This is a genomic window from Bradyrhizobium sp. 164 (genome assembly GCF_023073715.1).
Taxonomy (GTDB): domain Bacteria; phylum Pseudomonadota; class Alphaproteobacteria; order Rhizobiales; family Xanthobacteraceae; genus Bradyrhizobium.
Genome location: NZ_JADPKA010000008.1, coordinates 216,756 through 243,379 on the forward strand (window position 1 = coordinate 216,756; position 26,624 = coordinate 243,379).

The 26,624-nt window shown below is 65.4% G+C and carries 20 protein-coding genes and 1 pseudogene; 10 read left to right on the forward strand and 11 right to left on the reverse strand.

Annotation, left to right across the window (positions count from 1 at the left end):
- The first annotated feature begins 89 nt into the window (after positions 1-89).
- Both rimO and IVB01_RS04145 read left to right on the forward strand, forming a co-directional pair.
- On the forward strand, positions 90-1,415 hold the full coding sequence (gene rimO / locus IVB01_RS04140; protein ID WP_247275648.1) for a 30S ribosomal protein S12 methylthiotransferase RimO: 1,326 nt from the start codon (positions 90-92) through the stop codon (positions 1,413-1,415).
- Positions 1,416-1,741: 326 nt separating this feature from the next.
- A complete protein-coding gene (locus IVB01_RS04145) occupies positions 1,742-2,938 on the forward strand; it encodes an acetylornithine transaminase (protein WP_247275649.1) in 1,197 nt (398 codons plus the stop codon).
- A 152-nt stretch (positions 2,939-3,090) separates the two neighbouring features.
- Here the strand turns inward: IVB01_RS04145 and IVB01_RS04150 are convergent, their stop codons facing one another.
- From IVB01_RS04150 to pcsA, 3 genes are all read right to left on the reverse strand, one after another.
- Positions 3,091-4,065, reverse strand: a complete 975-nt coding sequence (locus IVB01_RS04150) for a quinone oxidoreductase (RefSeq protein WP_247275650.1) — start codon at positions 4,063-4,065, stop codon at positions 3,091-3,093.
- A gap of 75 nt (positions 4,066-4,140) precedes the next feature.
- Complete coding sequence (locus tag IVB01_RS04155; protein WP_247275651.1) at positions 4,141-4,875, reverse strand: TerC family protein; 735 nt, start codon at positions 4,873-4,875, stop codon at positions 4,141-4,143.
- Positions 4,872-5,639: a phosphatidylcholine synthase gene (pcsA, locus tag IVB01_RS04160; protein WP_247275652.1), complete on the reverse strand. Its 768-nt coding sequence runs from the start codon at positions 5,637-5,639 to the stop codon at positions 4,872-4,874. Before pcsA ends, IVB01_RS04155 begins: the two co-directional genes overlap by 4 nt.
- An 86-nt stretch (positions 5,640-5,725) precedes the next feature.
- Here pcsA and IVB01_RS04165 point away from each other — a divergent pair, with 86 nt between their 5' ends.
- Positions 5,726-6,910, forward strand: coding sequence for a UbiH/UbiF family hydroxylase (locus IVB01_RS04165; protein WP_247275653.1), 1,185 nt, complete (start codon positions 5,726-5,728; stop codon positions 6,908-6,910).
- Between the two features lie 6 nt (positions 6,911-6,916).
- Here IVB01_RS04165 and IVB01_RS04170 read toward each other — a convergent pair whose 3' ends face one another.
- The gene (locus IVB01_RS04170; protein ID WP_247275654.1) at positions 6,917-7,870 is read right to left on the reverse strand and encodes an AEC family transporter; all 954 of its coding nucleotides are present in this window, start codon (positions 7,868-7,870) and stop codon (positions 6,917-6,919) included.
- Between the two features lie 105 nt (positions 7,871-7,975).
- Between IVB01_RS04170 and hspQ the strand changes: the two genes are divergently transcribed.
- Positions 7,976-8,308: a heat shock protein HspQ gene (gene hspQ / locus IVB01_RS04175; RefSeq protein ID WP_008564941.1), complete on the forward strand. Its 333-nt coding sequence runs from the start codon at positions 7,976-7,978 to the stop codon at positions 8,306-8,308.
- 77 nt (positions 8,309-8,385) lie between these two features.
- Here hspQ and IVB01_RS04180 read toward each other — a convergent pair whose 3' ends face one another.
- Positions 8,386-9,207, reverse strand: coding sequence for an invasion associated locus B family protein (locus tag IVB01_RS04180; RefSeq protein ID WP_247275655.1), 822 nt, complete (start codon positions 9,205-9,207; stop codon positions 8,386-8,388).
- A gap of 261 nt (positions 9,208-9,468) precedes the next feature.
- Here IVB01_RS04180 and IVB01_RS04185 point away from each other — a divergent pair, with 261 nt between their 5' ends.
- The 3 genes from IVB01_RS04185 to IVB01_RS04195 all read left to right on the forward strand — a co-directional run bounded on the left by IVB01_RS04185 (position 9,469) and on the right by IVB01_RS04195 (position 14,140).
- On the forward strand, positions 9,469-11,325 hold the full coding sequence (locus IVB01_RS04185; protein WP_247494255.1) for an extracellular solute-binding protein: 1,857 nt from the start codon (positions 9,469-9,471) through the stop codon (positions 11,323-11,325).
- Between the two features lie 4 nt (positions 11,326-11,329).
- Positions 11,330-12,832: a class I adenylate-forming enzyme family protein gene (locus IVB01_RS04190; protein ID WP_247275656.1), complete on the forward strand. Its 1,503-nt coding sequence runs from the start codon at positions 11,330-11,332 to the stop codon at positions 12,830-12,832.
- Positions 12,833-12,916: 84 nt separating this feature from the next.
- Positions 12,917-14,140, forward strand: a complete 1,224-nt coding sequence (locus tag IVB01_RS04195) for a GGDEF domain-containing protein (RefSeq protein WP_247275657.1) — start codon at positions 12,917-12,919, stop codon at positions 14,138-14,140.
- Positions 14,141-14,306: 166 nt separating this feature from the next.
- Here IVB01_RS04195 and mfd read toward each other — a convergent pair whose 3' ends face one another.
- Both mfd and IVB01_RS04205 read right to left on the reverse strand, forming a co-directional pair.
- Positions 14,307-17,825 (reverse strand): transcription-repair coupling factor, encoded by a 3,519-nt coding sequence (gene mfd / locus IVB01_RS04200; protein ID WP_247275658.1) that lies wholly within the window; start codon positions 17,823-17,825, stop codon positions 14,307-14,309.
- Positions 17,822-18,112, reverse strand: coding sequence for a succinate dehydrogenase assembly factor 2 (locus IVB01_RS04205; RefSeq protein WP_247275659.1), 291 nt, complete (start codon positions 18,110-18,112; stop codon positions 17,822-17,824). Before IVB01_RS04205 ends, mfd begins: the two co-directional genes overlap by 4 nt.
- A gap of 189 nt (positions 18,113-18,301) precedes the next feature.
- Here IVB01_RS04205 and recG point away from each other — a divergent pair, with 189 nt between their 5' ends.
- The gene (gene recG, locus IVB01_RS04210; protein ID WP_247275660.1) at positions 18,302-20,410 is read left to right on the forward strand and encodes an ATP-dependent DNA helicase RecG; all 2,109 of its coding nucleotides are present in this window, start codon (positions 18,302-18,304) and stop codon (positions 20,408-20,410) included.
- Positions 20,411-20,583: 173 nt separating this feature from the next.
- Entirely contained in the window at positions 20,584-21,021 is a 438-nt protein-coding gene (locus tag IVB01_RS04215) for an AAA family ATPase (protein WP_247275661.1), read from the forward strand.
- Between the two features lie 28 nt (positions 21,022-21,049).
- Here IVB01_RS04215 and IVB01_RS04220 read toward each other — a convergent pair.
- The 3 genes and pseudogenes from IVB01_RS04220 to glmS form a co-directional block, all read right to left on the reverse strand.
- Positions 21,050-21,906: pseudogene (locus IVB01_RS04220) on the reverse strand (DUF1932 domain-containing protein).
- 101 nt (positions 21,907-22,007) lie between these two features.
- Entirely contained in the window at positions 22,008-22,772 is a 765-nt protein-coding gene (locus tag IVB01_RS04225; RefSeq protein ID WP_247275662.1) for a DUF502 domain-containing protein, read from the reverse strand.
- Between the two features lie 84 nt (positions 22,773-22,856).
- Positions 22,857-24,683, reverse strand: coding sequence for a glutamine--fructose-6-phosphate transaminase (isomerizing) (glmS, locus tag IVB01_RS04230; protein WP_247275663.1), 1,827 nt, complete (start codon positions 24,681-24,683; stop codon positions 22,857-22,859).
- A 217-nt stretch (positions 24,684-24,900) separates the two neighbouring features.
- Between glmS and IVB01_RS04235 the strand changes: the two genes are divergently transcribed.
- Positions 24,901-25,119, forward strand: a complete 219-nt coding sequence (locus IVB01_RS04235) for a hypothetical protein (RefSeq protein WP_247275664.1) — start codon at positions 24,901-24,903, stop codon at positions 25,117-25,119.
- Positions 25,120-25,125: 6 nt separating this feature from the next.
- Here the strand turns inward: IVB01_RS04235 and glmU are convergent, their stop codons facing one another.
- Positions 25,126-26,493 (reverse strand): bifunctional UDP-N-acetylglucosamine diphosphorylase/glucosamine-1-phosphate N-acetyltransferase GlmU, encoded by a 1,368-nt coding sequence (gene glmU, locus IVB01_RS04240; RefSeq protein WP_247275665.1) that lies wholly within the window; start codon positions 26,491-26,493, stop codon positions 25,126-25,128.
- Between the last annotated feature and the right edge of the window lie 131 nt (positions 26,494-26,624).

Consider the following 26,624-nt stretch of genomic DNA (forward strand, 5'->3'; position numbering starts at 1 on the left):
TCATCCATAGCACGCCGGAACGCCCTGCAAAGGGTTGTAATTGTGGGCAATTGGGACTAGCTCAGGCCGGTCAATCAGGCAGTTCAGATATGGATCAGACGGCTGCGCCCAAGGTCAGCTTCGTGTCGCTCGGGTGTCCCAAGGCATTGGTGGATTCCGAGCGCATCATCACGCGCCTGCGCGCCGAGGGTTACGAGCTCGCCCGCAAGCATGACGGGGCCGACATCGTCATCGTCAACACCTGCGGATTCCTCGACAGCGCCAAGCAGGAATCGCTCTCGGCGATCGGCGAGGCCATGGCCGAGAACGGCAAGGTGATCGTAACAGGCTGCATGGGCGCGGAACCCGAGCAGATCGAGCAGGCCTATCCGGGCGTGCTCTCCATCACCGGCCCGCAGCAATATGAGAGCGTGCTCGACGCCGTGCATCGCGCGCTGCCGCCGGCCCATAATCCGCATCTCGACCTGGTGCCGCCACAAGGCATCAAGCTGACGCCGCGGCACTATGCCTATTTGAAGATCTCCGAAGGCTGCAACAACCGCTGCACCTTCTGCATCATCCCGAAGCTGCGCGGCGATCTCGTCTCGCGCCCCGCCAACGACGTGCTGCGCGAGGCCGAGCGCCTGGTCGGCGCCGGCGTCAAGGAGCTGCTGGTGATCTCGCAGGACACGTCCGCTTACGGCATCGATCTCAAATACGCCGAGAGCCCGTGGAAGGATCGCCAGGTCCGTGCCAAATTCCTCGATCTCGCGCGCGAGCTCGGCGAGCTCGGAGCATGGGTCCGGCTGCAATATGTCTACCCCTACCCGCATGTCGATGATGTCATCGCGCTGATGAACGAGGGCAAGGTGCTGCCCTATCTCGACATCCCGTTCCAGCACGCGAGCCCCGAGGTGCTGAAGGCGATGAAGCGCCCGGCGGCGCAGGACAAGACGCTGGCGCGCATCAAGCGCTGGCGTGAGGAATGTCCCGATCTCGCCTTGCGCTCCACCTTCATCGTCGGCTTCCCCGGCGAGACCGATGCCGACTTCGCCTATCTGCTCGACTGGCTGGATGAAGCGGAGATCGACCGCGTCGGCTGCTTCAAATACGAGCCGGTCGCGGGCGCCACGTCGAATGCGATCGAGAACCCGGTCCCGGAAGAGATCAAGCAGGAGCGCTACAATGCGCTGATGGCCCGCCAACAGAAGATCTCGGCACGGCGGCTGAAGCGCAAGGTCGGCACACGCCAGCAGATCATCATCGACGAGGTCGGCCCGACGGTGGCAAAGGGCCGCTCCAAGGCGGATGCGCCCGAGATCGACGGCGCCGTCTATCTCTCCAGCCGCCGCCCCTTGCGCGTCGGCGAGATCGTCACCGCCAAGATCGAGCGCGCCGACGCATACGATCTGTACGGCAGCGTCGCGGGATTCTGACGGCTCGTCAAAACTTGACCTGCGTCCGGAAGCAGCGAGGAAGCCGCGCTTCGTACCTGACCGATACACGCCAGGCGCGTGTTTTTTTAGAACGTCTGCTTGACAAGTCCAGCCGTTCGGCTGTACGGACGCGCCCCATGATCAACTCTCGGACCCACCGCCGCGCAGCTTTCCGTCGTCGCACCCGCGACGATGATGGGTTGCGCCATGTCCGACGACGCCGCTGATCGCCTGAATTCAGCAGAGTTTTCGAGAAGGCCGCACCCGCAAAGTGCGGCCTTCTTGCTTTCGCGCGTCTTTTCCATCCGCCTCCAGAGGAGTTCGACATGACCACCGCCACCCATCCGTATGACGCGCTGATGGACATCACGGCACGACCCAAGGCCGTGTTCGTCCGGGGCGCCGGCTCCTATCTCTGGGACGACAGCCGCAAGCGCTATCTCGATTTCGTGCAGGGCTGGGCCGTGAACTGCCTCGGCCATTCGCCGCCTGCGATCGTCGATGCGCTCGCCGCGCAGGCCAAGCGGCTGCTGACGCCCAGCCCGGCCTTCTACAATGAGCCGAGCCTCAGGCTCGCCCAGGCTCTGGTCGAAGGCAGCGCTTTCGACCAGGTGTTCTTCGCCAATTCAGGCGCGGAAGCCAACGAGGGCGCCATCAAGCTGGCGCGAAAATACGGCAGCCTCCACAAGGGCGGTGCGTTCGAGATCATCAGCTTCGAAGGCAGCTTCCACGGAAGGACGCTGGCGACGATGTCGGCCTCGGGCAAGAAGGCGTTCGAGCCGCTGTTCGAGCCAAAAGTCGCTGGCTTCAAGAAGGCCAAGCTCAACGACATTGCCTCCGTCGAGAAGCTGATCAACGACAACACCGTCGCTGTGATGCTCGAGCCGATCCAGGGCGAGTCCGGCGTGTGGCCGGCGAGTGATCAGTTCCTGCAAGAGCTGCGCGCGCTCACCGAGTCGCACGGTCTTCTGCTGATCTTCGACGAGATCCAGACCGGCATGGGCCGGACCGGAAAACTTTTCCACCACGAGCACACCGGGATCTCGCCCGACATCATGACGCTCGGCAAAGGTATCGGCGGCGGCGTGCCGCTCGCCGCCCTGCTTGCGGCCGAACGCGCCTCCTGCTTCGCGCATGGCGATCAGGGCGGCACGTTCAATGGCAACCCGATCATGTGCGCGGCGGGGCTTGCGGTGCTGGAAGCGGTCAGCAAGCCGAACTTTTTGAAGTCGGTCATCGAGACCGGGCTGCTGCTCGAAAGCGAGCTGCAGAAAGTCTCGGCCCGGCACGGGCTTGGCGGCGTGCGGGGCCGAGGCTTGCTGCTGGCGCTCGACCTCAAGCTGCCGATCGCGCCGGGGATCGTCGCGCAGGCGTTCGAGGCCGGCGTGCTCCTGAACGCGCCGCAGGTCGACACGCTGCGCTTCATGCCGGCGCTGAACGTCACGCGGGCTGAGATCGCCGAGATGATCGATTGTCTCGACGCGATTCTGACCAAGGCCGGCGCGGCACGGCGGGTGGCGTAAGACACGTCTCGTGCCCCGGACGCAGCGCAGCGCCCCTTCGGCGATGCGCTGCAGAGCCGGGGCCCCATCTCTCTGCATGGTGCGCATCTACGCCGCAGCGCTTGCGCGCTGCAGCTTGTCCGGGACCCCGGAGCAGGTGATGACGGAAGAAACTACGGCTTCAAGATCGACGCGCCCGTCGTCCTGCGGCTTTCCAGCTCGATATGCGCCTTCGCGGCGTCCTTGAGCGCGTAGGCGTGGTTGATCGGCACGTGCAGCTTGCCATTGATGACGGCGGCGAACAGCGTGTCGGCGCCTTCCAGCAATTCCGAGCGCTTGCCGACATAGTCGTTGAGCTTCGGCCGCGTCGCAAACAGCGAGCCGTGATTGTTGAGCTCGGCGATCGAGAACGGCGGCACGGGACCGGAGGCATTGCCGAACGAGACGAACATGCCGCGCGGCTTCAGGCAGGACAGCGAGCCCGGGAAGGTCGCTTTGCCGACGCCGTCATAGACCACGTCGCAACCCTCGTTGCGGCTGATCTGCTTGACGCGCGCGACGAAGTCTTCCTCGTTGTAGAGGATAACGTGGTCGCAGCCATTGGCCTCCGCAAGCTCGGCCTTCTCGCGCGAACCCACCGTGCCGATGACGTGGGCCCCGAGCGCCCTCGCCCATTGGCAGGCAAGCAAGCCGATGCCGCCGGCGGCTGCGTGGATCAGCACGCGATGATGCGGCTCGACCTTGAAGGTCTTGTGCAGGAGATACCAGACCGTGAGCCCCTTCAGCATCAGCACGGCGCCCTGCTCGTGGGTGATGTGGTCGGGCAGCTTGACCAGCTTCTCCCAGGGGATGTTGCGCTCGCCGGTATAGGCGCCGAGATTGTGATAATAGGCCACGCGGTCGCCGGGATGGAAATTGGTGACGCCCGGTCCCACCGCGACGACCTCACCCGAGGCCTCGTTGCCGGCGATGAAAGGCAATCCCGGCGCCTTGTAGAGGCCGGTACGGTAATAGACGTCGATGAAGTTCAGGCCGACCGCGTGCTGGCGGATGCGCACCTCGCCGGGCCCGGGCGCCGGCACGTCGACGCTCTCATAGACCAGGGCTTCGGGGCCTCCGACCTTGTGCACACGGACGGCTTTGGTCATCACCTGACCTCCTCTTCTCGCGGCTCAGCGAACGGCATCGCGCCCGCCTTGTCAACTCGACCCAGTTAGGAACGGCTAGACGGACGGCGTGCCGGCTTTCCTGCGGTTGCGCTTGGCCAGCACGTTGAAGAATTCGACCGCCGCCGAGAACGCAATCGCAAAATAGATGTAGCCGCGCGGAATGTGGAATTGGAATCCGTCCGCGACCAGCGCGACGCCGATCAGCACCAGGAATGCCAGCGCCAGCATCTTGGTGGTCGGATGCTCCGCGACGAATCGCGACACCGGCCCCGACGAAATGTACATGATCAGGCAGGCGATCACGACGGCCGCGATCATGATCTCGATGTCCTGCGCCATGCCGATCGCGGTGATGATCGAGTCCAGCGAGAACACGACATCGATGATCACGATCTGGACGATCACCCAGAAGAAGGCGTTGCCGGCGGACTTCTCGTCGCCCTCGCCGTCATCGGCTTCGACCTCGCCGTGAATCTCGTGCGTCGCCTTGGCGATCAGGAACAGGCCGCCGGCGATCAGGATGAGATCGCGCCAGGAGAAGTCGTAACCCTTGACGGCGAACACCGGCGCGGTCAGCCCGATCAGCCAGACCAGGAGGCTGAGCAGGACGATGCGGAACAGCAGCGCCAGCGCCAGCCCGATCTGGCGGGCGCGATGCGCCTGCTTCTCCGGAATGCGCGAGACGATCACCGACAGGAAGATGACGTTGTCGATGCCGAGCACGATCTCGAGCGCCGTCAATGTCAGCAGCGCAGCCCAGGCTTCGGGACTGGTGAGGAGATCGATCATGCGAAGGATCTCACCAGTCGTATCAGGGCATCGCTGAAGCTGATCCAGAGCGCGATGGCACAAAGCACTATTGTCACGCCGGTGCCGACGCGGAAATCCATCTGCAGCACATAGAGGCCGAGCAGCGCCCAGATAGCGATCAACGACATCGTCAGCCAGCGCAGCCGCACGACGCGGACCGGATGCAGCACGTGAAACGGCACGAAGGTCAGCACCACGAGCACGGCGACCAGCAACGTCGACCAGAGCGGCGGCCAGTGCAGCAGGAACAAATAGAACGCCGCCGCATTCCACAGTGCCGGGAAGCCGCGGAAATGATTGTCGTCCGCCTTCATGCGCAGATCGGCGAAATATAATGCGCTGGTGACGATGATGGCGACGCCGAGCAAGGGAGCTGCGACCGGCAGCAACAGCCCGCTGGCCACGATCGCGTAAGCCGGCACGAAGACATAGGTGACGAAGTCGACCACGAGATCGAGCACGTCACCCGACCAGTTCGGCTGCACCTTCTTGACGTCGAGCCGGCGCGCGATCGGACCGTCGATCGCGTCGATGATCAGGGCAACGCCCAGCCACTGAAACATCGCTGCCCAGTGCTCGCGCACGGCCTCCAGCATCGCCAGCAGCGCGATCGCCGCACCGAACGCGGTGAAGATGTGGACCGAGAACGCCGCGGCGCGGATCGCGGGGCTGGGCTTCAGGGAATCCTCTTGGCTGTCCATGGCTTCTGCTACCAGAATGAGACCGATTTGCACATCCGCCATTGCGGCGCGCCGTTGCACAATTCGTCATAAAATCAGGCAAAATCAGCGGGCTTGAATTTGCCGCGGGGCGTGTCAATTGTCCTTCCATGACAGACGCATCGACACTCCATGACGCCGCCGTGATCGGCGGCGGACCGGCAGGACTTGCAGCGGCGATCGCGTTGGCGCAGGCGGGTGCGCGGACCGCGCTGGTGGCGCGCCGCGTGCCCTATGCAGACAACCGCACCACCGCACTGTTGGGGGCCTCCGTCGATCTTCTGGAGAGCCTCGGCGTCTGGTCGCACTGCAAGGAAAAGGCGGCCGCGCTCGAGGTGATGCGCCTCGTCGACGACACCGGCCGGCTTTTCCGTGCCCCGGAGGTCCGCTTCTCCTGTCACGAAATCGGTCTCGACGCGTTCGGCTACAACATCGACAATCGTTCGCTGATGCTGGCGCTCGAAGAACGCGCGGCCGAACTCCCCCACCTCGTCCGTTGCGACGACGAGGCGGAAAGCGTCTTGATCGAAGCCGACGCGGTCGCCATTCGCACGGCCGCGGCACAATTCCTCTCGGCCCGGCTCGTGGTCGGCGCCGATGGTCGGCATTCGCTATGCCGCGAGGCTGCCGGCATCGCGGTGATGCGGCGCGAGCTGACGCAAACCGCACTGACCTTCAACGTCTGCCATGCACGGCCGCATCGCAATGTCTCGACCGAGTTCCACACGCCGCACGGTCCTTGCGTGTTCGTGCCCCTGCCCGGCGATCGCTCCAGCATCGTCTGGGTCGCGGCGCCGGCGGAGGCCGAGCGGCTTCGCGGCCTGAGCGACGAGGAGTTGTCCGCCGCGATCGAGAAGCAGTCGCATTCGATTCTGGGACGCATGACGGTCGAGCCCGGCCGCAACCTGTTCCCGCTGGCGATCGAGCGTCCAAGATCCTTCGGCCGTGACCGTATCGCGCTCGTCGGAGAAGCGGCCCATGTGGTTCCCCCGATCGGCGCCCAGGGCCTTAATCTCGGCCTGCGCGATGCCGCCGACATCGCCCGGGTCGCGGGCGAGGCCCTCGCAGCGGGCCGGGATCCGGGCGCGAGCGACGTGCTCAAGCGCTACGACCGGGCGCGGCGTCCGGACGTCTTGAGCCGGACCTTTGCGATCGACATCGCCAACCGCTCCCTGCTCAACGATTTCCTGCCGCTGCAGCCGGTCCGCGCCGTTGGCATGCGCCTGCTCGGCGCCATCGGCCCGCTCCGTCGCTTTGCGATGCGCGAGGGCCTGGCGCCGACATGGCGAAGGTAAGCCGCCTCACGGGAGCGCCAGCCGGCCGCTCTGGATCGCCCACATCACGCTGGTCAGCGTGACCACCGATGCGAAGGTGCCGAGCAGTACCGCAACGGAGGCGGATTCGATCCAGGCATCGTTCTGCCGAGCGATCACGAACACGTTCAGGGCCGGTGGCAGTGAAGCCATCAGTACAGCGGTCGCGGCCCAGGGCTGCGCAAACGGACCGAACGCCAGCATCAGGCCGAATGCCGTGAGCGGATGGATCAGGAGCTTGACCGCGATCACGCCCGGCACCTCCCAAGGCACGCGGTCGAATGGGCGCAGCGCCACGGTCACGCCGAGCACGAACAGCGCGGTCGGCGCAGCTGCGTTCTGGAGGAAGGTGATGGTGCGGTCGAGCGCAACCGGCAGCTCGATATGCAGCGCTGCAACCGCTGCACCAAAACAGGCCGACATGATCAGCGGGTTGAGCACGATCTGCTTCAGCACGACGCCGAAGGCGTGGACGAGCGAGGGATGGTCGCGGTCGGACAACTCGATCAAGAGCGGCACGATCGTGAACAGGAAGATGCTGTCGCAGCAGAAGATCAGCGCGGTTGGCGCCGATGCCTTCGGCCCAAGCACTGCGAGCGCCAGGCCCGGCCCCATATAACCGATATTGCCGTAGCCGCCGGAGAGGCCCGCAAGCGTCGCCTCGCGCAGCGTCAGCCGGCCGAGAACCTTGCCGGCGACCAGCGCGAGCGTGAACGCCGCAACCGTCGCCAGCGTGGTCGCGATCAGGAACGGTGGATTATTCAGCTCCGCAAACGGCGTCTTCGACATGATCGCGAACAGCAGCGCTGGCAGCGAGACGTAAAGCAGGAAGAAGTTCATCCAGGCGAGGCCCGATTCCGGCAGGGACTTGGCCTTGCCGCACGCGAATCCGACGAAGATCAAGCCGAAATAAGGCAGAGCCAGATTGAGGATATTGAGCATTGATGAAGTGTTTTCTGAAGACTTGGGGGCTACCCGTCCCTGACGCGAAGGTTAATTCCGGTGACGCCACTAGCATCGGCCACAATCCTGGTCTATCGACGGGGGATGATTAAAGCGCGGACCGCCAAATTCCAGATCGGACAGGTCGTGCGCCACCGGATCTTCTCGTTCCGGGGCGTGATCTTCGACATCGATCCGGAATTCAACAACACCGAGGAGTGGTGGCTCTCGATTCCCGAGGAGGTGCGGCCCCACAAGGACCAGCCGTTCTATCACCTGCTCGCGGAGAACGCGGAATCGGAATACGTCGCCTATGTCTCGGAGCAGAATCTGTTGCCCGACGATTCCGGCGAGCCGGTCCGGCATTCACAGGTTGCCGAGATCTTCATCAAGGACAAAGCCGGCGGCTATCGCCCGCGCAATCCGTCGCTGAACTGAAATTCGCCGCCAGCAAGCGGCCCGCAAAAAAGGCGCTCAAACCGAGCGCCTTTTTCGTGTTTGGGATGTGGTCCCGATTACTTCTGACCAGCCGCAGCTGTGCCGGGAGGCATGCCCTGCTGCTCGAGCTTCTTGCGCTGCTCCTCCGCCTTCTTCTGAAGCTCTTCCTGAAGCTTCTTCTGGGTTTCCTCGAACACCTTCGGGTCGGTCGGCGGACCGTCATAGGCCTTCTGGAATTCGCCGGCGAGCGGCAGCGGCAGGGTCAGCGGCGCGCCGTTGGCATTGATCGCCTGGACAACGAGGTTCTGGCCCTTCTTCATGCTGTTGATGAGCTCGGGCGTGGCCTCGTAATCGGACATGCAGCCGTTCTGGAAGCAGATCACGTAGGGCTGCTGCAGCGGCGCGTTGCTGTCCACGATGATGCGGGTGCCGTGCACGAGCTGCATGCCGAGCGGCAGCGTCACACGCAGAATCTTCTTGGGTTCGCCTTCGGGCTCGATGATCACGGCGGCGATGACCGGCTGGCCCGACTCGATGCGGCCGTCCTTGCCGGTGAAGCAGACCTGCTTGGCGTTGGCGTCCTGGCCCTTCAGGCAGAACTTGGTCCAGGGGGCATAGATCAGCTGGATCTGCTGATCGGCCGGCTGGGCTGCGCCCTGCTGCTGGCCGCCCTGCGCCGGAGCCTGCTGGGCCTGCGGTGAGGCCGCCGGCGCCGGAGCCTTGGGGGCAGCCTTCGGCGCCGCTTTCGGGGCCGGAGTCGCCTTGGGCGCGGGCGCGCCAGGAGCTGGTGCGGGAGCTTGGGCCTCAGCGGCAAACGGAACGGCCAACGCCGTCGCCGTCAACAGGGCGAGAAGTCGCCCGCGCGGCCGGACGGACGCGGCCAAGTAACGGAAATTCATTGCGGAAAACCCTTTCTGAACGGGAAGTGCCCGAACCGCTCCGAAGCGCCGAACCTGGCCGCCTTGGGCGCGGCTCTCTTCCCGTCAATTGAGGCGGATAAGTGACGGGCTCGGCGCTCTTGCGCGATTGACCGCCTTCTTAACGTGGCCGACGAAAAGATCAATGCCGACAGCCATCTTTGGCCACACCCACAGCTGCGCCCAGGGGAAATTCCCTGTGATAGGATTCAGGCCTGCCGGTCCTCGAATCAACGTGTGCCGATGTTCATGTTCCAGCGCCTCTTCGAGGGCCCCGGACTCCGCCTTTGCCGTCTCGCCCCGGCCCTCGTTTTGGCCCTCTCCGTCGGATTGTCGGCAGGCGGCGCGTGTGCCGAGGAAGCCCATGCCATTGCCATGCACGGCAAGCCGGCGATACCTGCCGATTTCACCCACATGCCCTACGTCAATCCGGATGCCCCCAAAGGCGGACGCATGACGTGGGGCGTTCTCGGCACCTTCGACAGCCTCAATCCTTTCATCGTGAAGGGGTTGGCCGTGCAGCAGGTGCGGAGCTACGTGGTCGAGAGCCTGCTCGCGCGCGGCCAGGACGAGCCGTTCACGCTTTATGGCCTGCTCGCCAGGACCGTCGAAACCAACGACGACAGGACCTTTGTCACGTTCCACCTCGATCCGCGCGCCCACTTCTCCGACGGCAAACCCGTGCTGGCTGAAGACGTGCTCTTCTCCTGGCAGCTCCTGCGCGACCACGGCCGTCCCAATCACCGGCAATATTACGCCAAGGTCGCAAAGGCCGAGGCGCCCGACCCCCTCACCGTCCGCTTCGACCTCTCTGGCGCCAATGACCGCGAGTTGCCACTGATCCTCGGCCTGATGCCAATCCTGCCCAAGCATGCGGTGGACCTCGCCAGCTTCGAGGAGACAACGCTGACGGGCCCGATCGGCTCGGGCCCCTATCGCGTCACGGCGGTGAGGCCCGGCGCCAGCGTGACGCTGACCCGCAATCCCGACTATTGGGGCCGTGATTTGCCGATCAATCGCGGGTTCTACAATTTCGACGAGATCAGGCTCGACTATTTTCGCGAGGCCAACGGCCAGTTCGAGGCCTTCAAGCGCGGCCTCTATGATTTCCGTGTCGAGCACGAGCCGCTGCGCTGGCACGACGGCTATGATTTTCCCGCTGCACGAAGCGGTGAAGTGATCCGCGATACCGTCAAGCCGGGGGTGCCGCAGCCTTCCGAATTCCTGGTATTCAACACCCGCCGACCGATCTTCGCCGACATCCGCGTGCGCAAGGCGCTGACGCTGCTGTTCGATTTCGAGTTGGTCAACCGCAATTATTTCTTCGGCCTCTATTCGCGCGTCGCCGGCTATTTCGCCGGCTCGGAACTATCGGCCTACGGCCGGCCTGCGGATGCGCGTGAGCGTGAGCTGCTGAATCCCTTCGCCGCCGGGATCCCGCCCGACATCATGGACGGCAGCTACCGCCTGCCGGTCACCGACGGCTCGGGTCGCGACCGCGCGACACTGCGCGCCGCGCTGAAACTGTTGTCGGAGGCCGGCTACGATCTCGACGGAACCGTGCTGCGCAACCGCGCGACCAAGGCGCCCTTCACCTTCGAGATCATGGTCACAACCCGCGACCAGGAGCGCATCGCGCTCTCCTTCCAGCGCGACCTCAAGCGCGCCGGCATCGAGCCGACCGTGCGCTCGGTCGATCCCGTGCAGTTCGATCAGCGCCGACTCGCTTACGAGTTCGACATGATCCAGAACCGCTGGGACCAGTCGCTGTCCCCCGGCAACGAGCAGTATTTGTATTGGGGCAGCGCTGCCGCCGACAATCCGGGGACCCGCAACTACATGGGCGCCAGGGATCCCGCCGTCGATGCCATGATAGCCACTCTGCTGGAGGCCCGTGAACATGCGGATTTCGTCTCGGCGGTGCGCGCGCTCGACCGCTCCTTGGTCGCGGGCTTCTACACAATCCCCTTGTTTAACGTATCCGAGCAATGGATCGCGCGCTGGAATCGGATAGAACGGCCCAAGGCCACTTCGCTGTCCGGCTATCTGCCGGAGACCTGGTGGTCGAAGGGGCAGCCGGAAGCTCATCAAGCAAAGTGACGCCGTGAACCAGCCAGCAATATCGCCGACGCTCGACACGCTGTTTCAGCGCACGCTGACCCGGCAGCCGCACGCGCCGGCTCTGCTCGATCCCCTCAACAAGACGCACGTGACCGGGCACCAGCCGCGGCGGATGAGCTACGCCGAGGCCGATACGGCGATCGAGGCGCTGTCGGCGCATTTCGTCGAATCCGGCCTGCCGGCCAATACCGTCATCGCGATCCAGCTGCCCAACACGGTCGAATTCGTGCTGACGGTGCTCGCCGCCCACCGCGCGGGCCTCGTCGTCGCCGTGCTGCCGCTGCTGTGGCGGCATGCGGAACTGACCGCCGCGCTCAACCGCACCGCGGCGCGCGCCATCGTCACCATGAGCACGGTCGATGGCGTCAGCTATGCCGACCTGGCGATGCAAGCAGCGGCAGAAGCATTCTCGATCCGTCACGTCTGCGGCTTCGGCACCGATCTGCCCGAGGGCATGGCTTCGCTCGACGACGTGCTGGCCCGCCCGCCCGGCAGCACGCGCACCGTGATCCAGGACGGCCGCAAGGCGGCGATGATCTCTTTCGACGTCACCGCGGAAGGTTTTCGCCCGGTGCCGCGGCCGCATTTCAGCCTGATCGCCGGTGGCCTCGCGATGTCGCTCGAGGCCGACGTCAAGCAGGGCGCGACCGTGATGGCGGCGTTCGCGCCGATGTCGTTCGCGGGGCTAGCCTCTTCGCTGGCGGTCTGGCTGCTCTCGGGCGGCACGCTGGCGCTGCATCATCCCTTCGAGAGCGAGGTGCTGGAGCAGCAGATCAACCAGCACGAATGCGAGGTGCTGATCGCGCCTGCCCAGCTCGCGCTACGCCTCGGCGATTCCGATCTCGCCGCGCGGATGCCGACCTTGCGCAACGTCATCGGCCTCTGGCGCGCGCCCGAGCAGGTCGCCGCAAGCGATGCCTGGATAGCGCCGCATGCGCGGCTGACGGATGTCTATCTGTTCGGCGAGGCTGGCCTGTTCGGCGCCCGCCGCGGCGAGGACGGCATGCCTGTCGCGGTGATGCCGGGGCCGCACGGCGCCCCGCGCGAGCAGTCCGGCTCCTCCATCGCGGGCGAGATCCTGCTGACCCCGAAGGGCACGCTCGGCCTGCGCGGGCCGATGGTGCCGATCGCAGCCTACGCGCCGCCGCAGCCGGTCGGCGACACGCTGGTCGCGCAGCCGCCGCGCGACTATGTCGATACCGGCTATGCCGCGCGGCTCGACCGTCCGAGCGGCGCAATCTGCATCACCGCGCCGCCCTCCGGCATCATGGCCGTCGGCGGCTACCGCTTCCTCTCCAACGATCTCCAAGAATGGGCTCGCCGCCTCGGTCAGGGTGCCCTGCTCACCGCCCTGCCCGACCGCCTCTCCGGCCATCGGCTGGCAGGCCGGGCCCACGACAACGCCCGCGCCCGCGACGCGCTCAGCGAGCTCGGGCTCAACCCCCTGATGGTCGAGGCTTTTCGCGACCGCTCGGGGCAGGTCTAGGATCAGTTTCAGCCGTTCCGTTGACGCTGCATTAAGGCAGCCAAACTAGATTGTGCGGCATCTGTCGCGTGATCAGAGTTTGCAATGTCCCAGGCGGGCCCGATCCTGTTTGTGTCCAATGCCGAACGGCCGCCCTTCATTGCGGCGCTGGACGAGGCCCGGCTCTTTCCCGTGGTCGACACCGACTGGGCCAGCGTCGCACGCGCGGTCGAGCAGGTGCAGCCGGCCGCCGTTCTCGCGGCGATGCATGCCGGACACGAGCCGCACATGGCTCCGCTCGCGAAGAAGATTGCGAGCCAGTCACCCTACCTTCCCTTCGTAGCCATGGATGCCGCGGGCACGCTGCCGCACAACGCCCTGCCCTTCGCCTCACGCGGCGCCAATCCCGACCGCCTGATCGCGCGGCTCCGCGCCGCGCTGCGTGTGCGCACCCTTCACGCCACCGTGCTGCGCCGGCTGCCGGAAGCGACGGTCCCGTTGCCGGCGGCCGATCCCGCACGCGATGCCACCGTGCTCCTGATCGGCCGCGGCGCGGCCTATCCTGCGCTGTCGGTCGCGCTCGGCGAACGCATCGGCGTCATCGGCGCGCTCTCGATCGAAGCCGCCGCCAAGCATCTCAACACCCGCGACCTCGATGGCGTCGTGCTCGCCGAAGGCTTTACGGCGCGCGTCACCGATGCCTTCCTGACGGTGCTCGCCGAGGACACCCGCTTCCGTAGCCTGCCCGTCGTCGTCACCGCACACCAGCTCGCGCAAAGTTACGATCTGCCCAATCTCGAACTGATCTCCGGCGAGCCGGTGAAGGTCGCTGCCAATGCACTGCCACTAATCCGCCAGCATGCGATGGAAGCACAGCTGAGCCGCACGCTGCGCTCGATCGACGCCGGCGGCTGGATCGATCCACGCAGCGGCCTACTCACCGTGGAAGCCTTCGCCCGAGATTTTGCCAAGGCGGTCGAACAGACCTTGGCCCGCGGCGGCGGCCTCTCTGTTGCCCGCTTCGCCTTCGATCCCAATAATCCCCGTGCCCAGCTCGATGCCGCGCGGATCCTCAGCCGCCTGATGCGGCAGATGGATTTTGGCGCGGCGCAGAAGGACGGTTCGGTGATCGTGGTGTTCGCGGAGACCGACTTCCGCACCGCGCATATGATCGCGCGTCGTCTGTCGGCGGTAATGCGGCACACCGCGAACGGCAAGCACGAGATGCGCAGCGATCCCGTGGTCAGCGTGGATTCGCTGTCGGCATCGGATACGGCGCGCTCGCTCCTTGGGCGGCTGTCCGCCGATGCGTCGCGGGCGGCGTCGTAGTTTTTAGCGAGCCGCTTCAACAAGCCCCGTTATTGCGAGCCAACGGGTCCGCGCGAAGCGCGGCCCGATGACAGGCTCCGCGAAGCAATCCAGGCTCTCTCCGCGGAGCGATTCTGGATTGCTTCGTCGCAAGGGCTCCTCGCAATGACGCGGAGAGACCGGAGGTTCACGCCGCCTTCTTGCTCTGCGCGAGCTGCGCCAGCTGGCGCATGATCTCCGTGGTGCCGGCGAGACGCTCTTCGGGCGTCTCCCAGTCCTGGAGAAACACCACCTTCATGTCGGGCCGCACCTTCGCGGCCTTGCCGTGGCTGCGGATGAACGTCACCAGGCGATCGGGATAGGCGAAGGAATTGTCGCGGAAGGCGATGACGGCGCCCTTGGGACCTGCATCGATCTTCTCGACATTGGCCCGGCGGCAGAACGCCTTGATCGCGGCGACCTTGAACAGATAGCGGACCTCGTCGGGCAAGACGCCGAAGCGGTCGCGCATCTCGGCGCCAAAATTCTCGATCTCCTCCTCGGTGTCGAGATCGGCGAGGCGCCGATACAGCGACAGCCGCACCGAGAGGTCGTTGACATAGTCCTCCGGAATGAGCACGGGCATGCCGATCGTGATCGATGGCGACCAGCGGTCGGCGGCGGGTTCGGAGACGCCGGCCTTGAGGTTGACGATCGCCTCCTCCAGCATCGATTGATACAGCTCGAAGCCGACCTCCTTGATGTGGCCGGACTGCTCCTCGCCGAGCAAGTTTCCGGCGCCGCGGATGTCGAGATCGTGCGAGGCAAGCTGGAAGCCTGCGCCGAGGGTCTCCAGCGATTGCAGCACGGTGAGCCGGCGCTCGGCCTGCGCGGTGATCTTCTGCTGCGCCGGCAGCGTGAACAGTGCGTACGCCCGCAGCTTGGAGCGACCGACGCGGCCGCGGAGCTGGTAGAGCTGGGCCAGGCCAAACATATCGGCGCGGTGCACGATCAGCGTGTTGGCGTTGGGGATGTCGAGGCCGGATTCCACGATCGTGGTCGACAGCAGGATGTCGAACTTGCCGTCGTAGAATGCCGTCATGATGTCCTCGATCGCGGCGGGCGGCATCTGGCCGTGCGCGACCGCGACCTTCATCTCCGGCACGTTCTTGTCGAGGAAATCCTTGACCTCGGCGAGGTCGTCGATGCGCGGCACCACGTAGAACGCCTGGCCGCCGCGATATCGCTCGCGCAACAGCGCCTCGCGGATCATCAAGGGATCGTGCGGGGCGACGAAGGTGCGGACCGCGAGCCGATCGACTGGGGGCGAGGCGATGATCGAGAGCTCGCGCACGCCGGTGAGCGCCAATTGCAGCGTGCGCGGAATCGGGGTCGCCGATAATGTCAGCACGTGCACCTCGGCGCGAAGCGCCTTCAGCCGCTCCTTGTGGCTGACACCGAAATGCTGCTCCTCGTCCACGATGAGCAGGCCGAGGTCGCGAAACTTGATCGCCTTGCCGAGCAGCGCATGGGTGCCGACGACGATGTCGACGGAGCCGTCGGCGAGGCCCTTCTTGACCTGGTTAAGCTGCTTGGTCGGGACGAGGCGTGAGGCCTGCGCCACGTTGACCGGAAAACCCTTGAACCGCTCGGAGAAAGTCTTGTGGTGCTGACGGGCGAGCAGCGTGGTCGGCACCACGACCGCGACCTGCTTGCCGTCGAGTGCCACGGCGAAGGCCGCGCGCAGCGCCACCTCGGTCTTGCCGAAGCCGACGTCGCCGCAGATCAGGCGGTCCATCGGGCGGCCCTTTTCGAGATCCTTCAGAGTGGACTCGATCGCGCCCAGCTGGTCCTCGGTCTCGTCATAGGGAAAGCGCGCGCAGAACTCGTCGTAGAGGCCCTGCTGCACCGGCAGCTTCGGCGCCTCGTGCAGCATGCGTTCGGCCGCGATCTTGATCAGCTCGCCAGCGATCTCGCGGATGCGGTTCTTCAGCTTGGCCTTGCGAGTCTGCCAGCCCGAACCGCCGAGGCGGTCGAGCTCGACGGTGGTCTGGTCGGAGCCGTAGCGCGACAACAGCTCGATGTTCTCGACGGGGAGGAACAGCTTGGTCTCGGCGGCATAATGCAGCTCGAGACAGTCGTGCGGCGCGCCCGCGACGTCGAGGGTCTGCAGGCCGATAAAGCGGCCGATGCCGTGATCGACGTGGACGACGATGTCGCCGGCGGCGAGGCTCGTCACTTCCGAGATGAAATTGTCAAGCTTGCGGCTCGCCTTGCGCGGCCGCACCAGACGGTCGCCGAGGATGTCCTGCTCGCTGATCAGTGCGATCTCGTCGGTCTCGAAGCCGCTTTCGAGGCCGAGCACGGCGAGCATGGTCTCGTTTCGCGGCGTCGCCTGCACCGTCCGCCAGCTGTTGACGCTGGTTGTGTGGGCCAGCTTGTGGTCGCGCAGCATCGAGGTCATGCGGTCGCGCGAGCCTTCGGTCCACAGCGCGATCACGACCTTCTTGCGCTGGGCCTGCAAGGCCATCACATGCGCGACGACGGACTCGAACACATTGACGGTGGTGTCATTGCGTTCCGGCGCGAAGTCGCGGCCCTTGCGCGCGCCGGCATCGACGACACTCGTGCCGTCGGTCGGCACGGAGAACGGCGTCAGCCGCGCCACCGGGACGTCGCCGAGGCGTTTGCCCCACTCCTCCTCGGTCAGATAGAGCCGGTCGGGCGGCAGCGGCTTGTAGATGGCGCCGCCACCGGGATGCTCCAGCGCCTCGCGTCTGGCCTCGTAATAGTCGAGGACCTGCTTGAAGCGCTCGCGGACGGCATCCTCGGCCTGCGGCTCGATCGCGACGGCCGCGCCTTGCAGATAGTCGAACAGCGTGTCCATCCGGTCCTGGAACAGGGGAAGCCAGTGCTCCATGCCGGGATGGCGGCGGCCTTCACTGACCGCCTCGTACAGCGCGTCTTCGCGCTCGGGCGCGCCGAACTCGGCGACATAGCCCATGCGGAAACGGCGGATGGTGTCGGTGACGAGCTGAAATTCCGAGATCGGCACGAGGTCGAGCGCGCGCATGTCGAGCAGCGTGCGCTGCGTCTCGGCGTCGAACGAGCGGATCGACTCCAGGCTGTCGCCGAAAAAGTCGAAGCGCACGGGCTGATCGAGGCCGGCCGGAAACAGGTCCAGGATCCCACCGCGCACGGCGTATTCACCGGGCTCGCGCACGGTCGAGGAGCGGTTGTAGCCGTTGTGCTCGAGCCAGGCGACGATGGTGTCCATCGGCACCACGTTGCCTGGCGCAACCGACAGCGCCTGCGCCGCGACGAGGTCGCGCGCAGGCACGCGCTGCACCACGGCGTTCACCGTGGTCAGCACGATCAGCGGCTTGTCGCTGCCGGCGAGCGAAGCCAGCCGCGCCAGCGTCGTCAGGCGTTGCGCCAAAATGCCGCCATGCGGCGAGACGCGGTCATAGGGCTGACAGTCCCAGGCCGGGAAGGTCAGCACCGGCAGATCGGGCGCGAAGAATTGCAGTGCCCGTTCGAGCTGCTGCATGCGCGGACCGTCGCGGCAGACCACCGCAAGGCTGACCGCCGGCTTCTTCGGCCGCGCCGCGATGGCACGGGCGAGATCGGAGACGACGAGGCCTTCGGCGCCCTCGGCGACATTGGCAAGCGTCAGCGCGCGGCCGGGCGTCAGCAGCTCGGCCGGTGATTTCATGCCCTGCTTCATGCGTCGCCGTCCGCGATCGGGAATGCCTTGATGCGGGCAAACAGCGCGCCGGGGACATCGGCCGGAAGCACCTTGTCGCCGGTGACCGCGGCATAGAGATCGGGATCGTTGACCTCGAGCAAGCGCTCGAGCTCGATCAATTCAGGCTCGGACAAATTGCCGATCTCGGCATCCGCAAAGCGGCCGAGGATCAGGTCCATCTCGCGCGTGCCGCGGTGCCAGCAGCGGAACAGAAGCCGCTTGCGGCGGTCGTCGAGCCCGCTGCTCGATCGTGTCGTTCCCGTCATGTCTCAAATCCAGTCAAACGCAGAAAGCCCGGACGTGCCGGGCGGGGTGGATATAGCCACTCGGACCGGCCGTGTCAGCCCTTTGTTGTTGCAATTGTTTGTGGTCGTCATTGCCGGGCTTGACCCGGCAATCCATCCTCTTGAATAGATGGATGCGCGGGTTGAGCCCGCGTGACGATTGTTGCGAGAATGCGCCCCAGTCTGCTCAATCCGCTGTTTGCTCCCGTGACCAGCCTGCCCGGCGTCGGTCCGAAGCAAGACAAGCTGTTGCAGTACCTGCTCAGCCGCAACGAGACGCCGCGGCTGGTCGATCTGCTGCTGCACCTGCCGAGCCACGTCATCGACCGCCGGACCCGGCCAAAAATCCGCGACGCCGTCCAGGGAACCATGGTGACGCTGGAGGTCACCGTCGACCGCCATCGCCCGCCCCCGCCGCGCAACGCGCGCGCGCCCTATCTCGTCTACGCCAGCGACGACACCGGAGAGGTCGTGCTGACCTTCTTCCGCGCCAAGCCCGGCTATGTCGAAAAGCTGCTGCCGGTAGGCGAGAAGCGCTACGTCTCCGGCACGCTGCAGATGTATGACGGCATCCCGCAGATCGTGCATCCCGATCGCGTGCTCGACGAAGAGGCGATTGCAAAGCTCTCTGGCATCGATCCGGTGTATCCGCTGACCGAGGGCCTCGCGCTCGGCTCGCTGCGCCGCGCGATCGCGCAGGCCCTTCAAAAGCTGCCAGCCCTGCCGGAGTGGATCAGTCCGGAGGTGATGCGCCGCTGCAATTTTCCTCCGGTTACCGAGGCGCTCACGCGCGTGCACCAGCCGGTCGAGCTCACCGACGTCCTGCCGGACCAGCCGTTCTGGTCGCGTCTCGCCTTCGACGAACTGCTCGCCGGCCAGCTCGCACTCGCCCTGATCCGCGCGCAATTGCGCCGCCCCGCCGGCGTGCGCAATGCCGGCGACGGGCACCTGCGCAACAACATCATCGACGCCCTGCCCTACGCGCTCACGCCGTCGCAGCGCAGCGCTGCTGCGGCCATCGCCGAGGACCTGAAACAGCCCGTGCGCATGCTGCGCCTGCTCCAGGGCGACGTCGGATCCGGCAAGACCGTGGTGGCGCTGTTAGCTGCCGCCGCGGTCGCCGAGGTCGGCAAACAGGCCGCGCTGATGGCCCCGACCGAGATCCTGGCGCGCCAGCATATCAAGACCATCGCCCCGCTCGCCGAGCGCGCCGGCATGCGGGTTGCGATCCTCACCGGCCGCGAAAAGGGCAAGGAGCGTCGGGAGCTGTTGGCGCAGCTTGAAGCCGGCGAGATCGACCTCCTCGTCGGCACGCATGCGCTGATCCAGGACGATGTCATCTTCAAGGACCTCGCGCTCGGCATCGTTGACGAGCAGCACCGCTTTGGCGTGCGCGAACGCCTCGCGCTGACCTCGAAGGGCGAATCCGTCGATGTGCTGGTGCTGAGTGCAACGCCGATCCCGCGCACGCTGGTGCTGACCTATTTCGGCGACATGGACATCTCCGAGCTGCGCGAAAAGCCGGCCGGCCGCCAGCCGATCGACACCCGCGCAGTGCCGGTGAGCCGGATCGAGGAGGTCATGGACGGCATCGGCCGCGCGCTCCAATCCGGCAAGCTGGTCTACTGGATCTGCCCGCTGGTCGAGGAATCCGAGGCCGAGGGCACCGAGCACCTGACCAACGCGACGAAGCGTTTCGAAAGCCTGCAAAAACGCTTCGGTGAGCGCGTCGGCCTCGTTCACGGCCAGATGAAGGGCACCGAGAAGGACCGCGTGATGGGCCAGTTCGCTGCCCACGAGATCGGGCTTCTGGTCGCGACCACCGTGGTCGAAGTCGGCGTCGACGTGCCGGCCGCGACCATCATGGTGATCGAGAACGCCGAACGATTTGGTCTTGCCCAATTGCATCAGCTGCGCGGCCGGATCGGGCGCGGCTCGGAAGCCTCGACCTGCCTGCTGCTGTATTCGGAGCCGCTCGGCGAGATGTCGAAGGCGCGGCTGAAGGTGATCCGCGAAACCACCGACGGCTTCCGCATCGCCGAGGAAGATTTAAAGCTGCGCGGCGAAGGCGACGTGCTGGGCGTGCGCCAGAGCGGCCTGCCCGGCTATCGCATCGCGCGTTCGGAAGTCCATGGCCAGCTCATCACCCAGGCGCGCGACGAGGCGCTGCGCATCCTGAAGGACGATCCGAAGCTGAAGGGCGAGCGCGGCGAAGCGTTGCGGTGCCTGCTGTATCTGTATGAGCGGGACGAGGCGATTCCGCTGATCGGGGCGGGCTGAGCTATCGCGGCAGCGAAGGATGCGGCCGCCTCGGTCTCGGCCAAGAGTGCTATCTTTCGTTGCGAGCGTTTTCGTGAAAACCTTCGGCCATGCGCCGGATCATCGTCGTTGGCTCCCAAGGAAGCGGAAAGACGAGCCTCGCCCTGAAGCTCGGGCGAAAGCTCGAGCTGCCGGTGGTGCATCTCGACGTGCTCTACTGGCGGCCGGGCTGGAAGCCATCCGACAAGGCAAGCTTTCGCTCGCGCGTCGCTGAGGCAATCGCGGGCGATGCGTGGGTCGTCGACGGCAGCTTCTCGGGGCTGGCCTTCGATCTCACGCTCGCGCGCGCCGATACGCTGGTCGTTATCGACCGTCCGCGCTGGCTTTGCCAATGGCGTATTCTCTGGCGCTCGGCTTTCGATCGCGCTACCGCACGGCCCGATTTGCCCGAGGGATGTCCGGAACAGTTCGACTGGAAACTGATGAAAGAGGCGTGGCGCTACAACACGGAGCGCGTGCCCGCCATCGAGGCCGAGCGCATTCAATATGGCCCTGATGTCCCGGTCGTGCGCCTGAGACGCGACCGGGATATCCAGGGTTTTCTGGAATCCGTTTCAGCGCACGGCGAGTGAATGATTGTGGTGACGTGAGATCAGGCGATCAGGATTTCTTCTGCGCGATGCGCGCGGCGAACGCCTTCAACAGCTCCGCATCCGCCGCCTCGCCCTTCGCGTCCTCCGCGAGATGCTCGAACCACCGCGCAAAGCCCTCGTAGATCTGGGTGGCCGGATGATCGGGGCCGAGGAATCCGGAAATCTCCCGCATTTCCGCGACCCAGCGATAGGCTTTCGGGATCATGTCGGGCAGCGCGATCTCGAGCCGAGCCAGGATCGCGGGTTGGCTGAGCGCGAGCTCGTCGCGCAGCGCCTCGGCCGCGCCCGCTTTCGTTGCCGCGATTACCATGGCCGAGCCGATGCCGGCGAGACCCTTGACGATGCCGGCGTAGGACATCTTGAGCGCAGAGGCTGCGCCGACCGGGCCTTCAACGATCCGCACATCGAGACCAAGGTCATTCAGAACGGCGACGTCCTTGGCGTACTCGCCGGACATGTAGAAGGCCGGGCTCTTGCCCCCCGGCTGCGGCGGAAAGCCGATGATGCCGGCATCGACGAATGGCGCCTGCGCCCAACCGATGATCTCTGCGATCCTTTGCACGGTATCGACATTGACGGCGTTGCAGTCGACCACAACCGGTTTCTTCTCGCGCCGGATGATCAGCGCGGCCAGCCGTTCAGCCAGCGCCACTGCTTCGCCCGGAGGCACGATCGAGAGGATGATGTTGCTTCAGCAAGCGCGTCGTCCTCGGTGCCGACCATGCCAGCGTCCGCCGCGCGCTTCAGTGTGGCTTCACTTCGCCCTTTCAGGGACGTCAGCACGCGCGCGCCATTCTCGCTGAGGCGGCGAGCCACGGCACTGCCCATGGCACCCGGCGCGAGGATCGCAATGGTTTTGGACATCATGCACTCCAGGCCGAATTCCGAACGATACGCTCAGTCGACCCGACACTAGCAGAGGACGCGAACGCCTGCGTGAATGTGGCCATCCCGCCGGAATGGCCCTACTCCACTTTCGCAGGCTGGAGCGCAGACGCATTCGCGATGCGTGCGGCGTTGGCGACGCCCGCGAGCGCGGCGGCCTTCTTCGGATCTGGCGCCGAGCCCGGCTGAACCACGCCGGCCGACATGATCAGCGTGGCCGCGTCCTCAGCGGTGAGATCGACCTCGATGATCTTGCTTTTGGGGACATAGAAGAAGAAACCGGTGGTCGGATTCGGCGAGCACGGCAGGAATACCGAGACGTGTTCCTCCTGTCCGGGCAGGTTGCGCGCAATGTCTTCGTTCGGCGATTGCGAGATCAGCACGATCGACCACATGCCGGGCGAAGGAAACTCGACCAGGCCCACTTTCCGGAAGCTCGAGCCCTTGCCCGAGAACAATGTCTCGAACACCTGCTTGAGGCCGCGGTAGATGGCGCGCACGGCCGGGATCCGGCCGAGAAAGGTCTCGCCGACATCGACCAGCGTCCGGCCGATCAGGTTGGCCGCGAGGAAGCCGACCAGCGTCAGCGTGAAAAACGCGACAACCAGTCCCCATCCGGGAATGACGTAGGGCAGATATGTTTCAGGCCGATAGGCCAGCGGCACGAACGGCCGCACCACGCCATCGACCCAGGTCACGAACCACCAGACCAGATAGAGCGTGATCGCGATAGGCCCCGTCACGACGAGGCCGGTCAGAAAATAATTGCGGAAACGGCCGATCAGGCCGGTATGTGGTTCCGGAATGGGATCAGGTGGCGCAGGCGCGTCGTCGCGGGGGGTCATTAGGGTTCCAGGTGGGTCGCAGCACACAAGCTAGGGGCTTCTAGCAGGTTTGGGAAGACTGCGACCAACCGATATCCCTTGTGCCTATTCCACGGTCACCGATTTTGCGAGGTTGCGCGGCTGGTCCACGTCGGTGCCCATCACCACGGCCGTGTGATAGGCGAGCAGCTGCACCGGAACGGCATAGACCATCGGCGTGAACGCCGCCGCCATGTCAGGCATGACGATGGTGACGAGAGAATCGACGGTCGCCTCCGCCGCGCCCTTGGCGTCGGTCATCAGAATGATTTTGCCGCCGCGCGCGGCGACCTCCTGCATGTTTGAGACGGTCTTTTCGAACACCTGGTCATACGGCGCGATGACGACGACGGGCATGGCTTCGTCGATCAGCGCGATGGGTCCGTGCTTCAGCTCGCCGGCAGCGTAGCCTTCGGCGTGGATGTAGGATATTTCCTTCAGCTTCAGCGCGCCTTCGAGCGCCAGCGGAAAACTGGTACCGCGGCCGAGATAGAGCACGTCGCGCGACTTTGCGATCTCGCGCGCCAGACGCTCGATCTCCACCTCGGTGGTGAGCGCATCCGACATCAAGCGCGGGATCTCGACGAGGCCATGGACGAGCTTGGTCTCGTCCTCGTCGGACAATTCACCGCGAGCCTTGCCGGCCGCAATGGCAAGGTTTGCCAGCACCATCAACTGGCAGGTGAAGGCTTTGGTCGAGGCGACGCCGATCTCGGGACCGGCGAGCGTTTGCAGCACGGTCTCGCTCTCGCGCGCGATCGTCGAGGTCGCCACGTTGACGACGGCGACCGTGTGCACGCCCGCGGCCTTGGCATAGCGCAGCGCCGCCAGCGTGTCGGCAGTCTCGCCGGATTGCGAGATGAAGATGGCGAGATCACCCTTGCGCAGGGGCGCTTCGCGGTAGCGGAATTCGGAGGCGACGTCCACCTCGACCGGCACGCGCGCAAAACGCTCGAACCAGTACTTTGCAACGTAGCCGGCATAGCTCGCGGTGCCGCAGGCCGTGATGTTGATGCGCTGGATCGTCTTGAAGTCGAACGGCAGCTTGACCGGCAGCGCGACGTGCTCGGTTGCCATGTCGACATAGCGCGCGAGGGTGTGGCCAACCACTTCGGGCTGCTCGTGGATCTCCTTCGCCATGAAGTGGCGGTAATTGGCCTTGTCGACCAGCGAGGTCGAGGCCGCGTGCCTGATCTTGTCGCGCTGGACGGCGTGACCGTCCTTGTCGAAGATATCAGCGCTCTTGCGTGTGAGCACGACCCAGTCGCCGTCTTCGAGATAGCTGATCGTGTCGGTGAAGGGGCCGAGCGCGATGGCATCGGAGCCGAGATACATCTCGCCGTCACCATAGCCGATCGCCAGCGGCGGGCCGTTGCGGGCGCCGATCATGAGGTCGTCGTCGCCGGCGAAGATGAAGCCGAGGGCGAAGGCGCCGCGTAAGCGCGCCAGCGTCAGCTTGACCGCCTCGACCGGCTTGTTGCCGCGCGCGAGCAGATCGTCGACGAGGTGCACCACGATCTCGGTGTCGGTCTCGGTGTGGAATACCGTGCCCTTCGTCTCGAGCTCCTCGCGCAGCTCGCGGAAATTCTCGATGATGCCGTTGTGGACCACGGCGACGCGTTCGGTCGCGTGCGGATGCGCGTTGTTGACGGTCGGCTTGCCATGGGTGGCCCAGCGGGTATGACCGATGCCGGTGGTACCCTGCAACGGCTCCGCCTCGAGCCGCTTCTCCAGGTTCTTCAGCTTGCCCTCGGCGCGGCGGCGCTCCAGGTGCTTGCCTTCGAGTGTGGCGACGCCCGCGGAATCATAGCCGCGATATTCGAGACGTTTGAGCGACTCCACCAATTGCTCTGCAACCGGTTCGCGCCCGAGAATGCCGACAATCCCGCACATGCGGATCACTATCCCCCAAATCGCCGAAAAATCGCCTAAACGACGCGGTTGGTTTTAGCGAAACTCCTACGGAACCAGGTACTCAATAATTATTGCTGATTGAGACAGCACCGATCACACCGAGCCCCGCCTGCGTCGATTTGGCCGGCCTTTAACCTCGCACGTTAACTCACTGTCAACATGTTTGGCCAACGATTCCCGCCCAGGAGAGACGGCCATGAGAAGCTCATCCGACCGCAAAGGCCGGTCGTCGATGTATCTGCGCGCCAGCGAGACCTCGGGCACGCACCTTGCGCATTGGCCGCCGCCCCTGCGCGGCAAGGAGAACAAGCCGCTTTTCATCAAGCATCCCGAAGGCGAGCCGGCCAAGCGCGCCAAGCCGCGCGGCTGGCGCCTGACCCGCGCCATCTTCTCCGAATTCGCCGACGACGAATAGCCTCGCTCACGTCTCCGGCTTCTTTTCGGGAGTCTTGCCGCCGGTCTTCATCTCGCGATAGCGCGCCGCGCCGCCTTCCCGGATGGTCTGCTGGTTGCGCTCCAGCGCCATCGCATCGTCGGGTACATCGCGGGTGATCACCGAGCCGGAGCCGATATAGGCGCCGTTGCCGATTTTCACGGGCGCGACCAGCGAGGAGTTGGTGCCGACGAAGGCGCCCTGCCCGATCACCGTCTTGTGCTTCCCAAAACCGTCGTAGTTGCAGGTGATGGTGCCGGCGCCGATGTTGGACTTGGCGCCGACGACCGCATCACCGATGTAGGCAAGATGATTGGCTTTCGCTCCCGCCTCGAGAGTCGCGGCCTTGGTCTCCACGAAGTTGCCGATTTTGGCGCCTTCGCCGAGCGAGCTGCCCGGCCTCATGCGCGCGAACGGACCGACAGACGCGTTCTTGCCAATCGCACTCTGCACGATGTGTGAGAAGGAATGGATCACCGCGCCGTCGGCAATCGAGATGCCCGGGCCGATTACCACGAACGGCTCGATTGTGACGTCCTTGCCGAATACGGTGTCGGCGGACAGGTACACCGTCTCCGGCGCGATCAGCGTGACGCCGGCCTCCATCGCCGCTTTGCGTAAGCGCGCCTGCATCACGCCTTCCGCTTCGGCGAGCTGCGCCTTGGTGTTGATGCCGCGCACCTCGTCTTCACTGGTCTCGATCACCACGGACTCCCATCCCTTGTCGCGGACGATGCCGATTGCGTCCGTCAGATAATATTCGCTCTTGGAATTGGCATTGCCGACCTGTCCGAGGATTTCGAGCGCGCGGCGACCATCGATCGCCATCACGCCGGCGTTGCAGAGATCGATCTTGCGCTCCGCTTCGCTGGCGTCGGCCTGTTCGCGGATCGCGACCAGGTGATCGCCCTCGACGATGAAGCGGCCATAGCCGGTGGGATCGGCGGCGCGAAAACCGAGCGCGGCGATGGCGGCGCCCCTGGCGAGCGGTTCGCGCAGCCGCGCGAAGGTTTCGGCCGAGATCAGCGGCGTGTCGCCGAACGCGATCAAGAGATCGTCCACCCCCTGCGCGATCGCCTCGCGCGCCACCAGCACCGCATGCGCGGTGCCGAGCCGCTCGGCTTGCACGTAGGTGAGTGCGTCGGGGCGGCTGCGCCTCGCCTCCTCCGCGACGGCCTGGTGATCGGGACCGATCACGACGGCGAGCGACGTGCCGGTTCCCTTTGGTGCGGCGGCGAGCACATGGGCGAGCAGCGTCTGATGCGCGACGGGATGCAGCACCTTCGGCAGGCTCGATTGCATGCGCGTGCCTTCGCCGGCGGCGAGCACGATCGTAAGGCTGGAACGGGCGGTCATCGGAATCCTGTCAGATACGGCCGGATCAATGGTGCGGCGGACGGCAGGCCGCCCAGATGCTCTCGCCTTGCTACCCCCGCAAACGCCCGGAATTCAAGTGCGGCACGCTTTTCCTGTTAATGTTCCCTGAT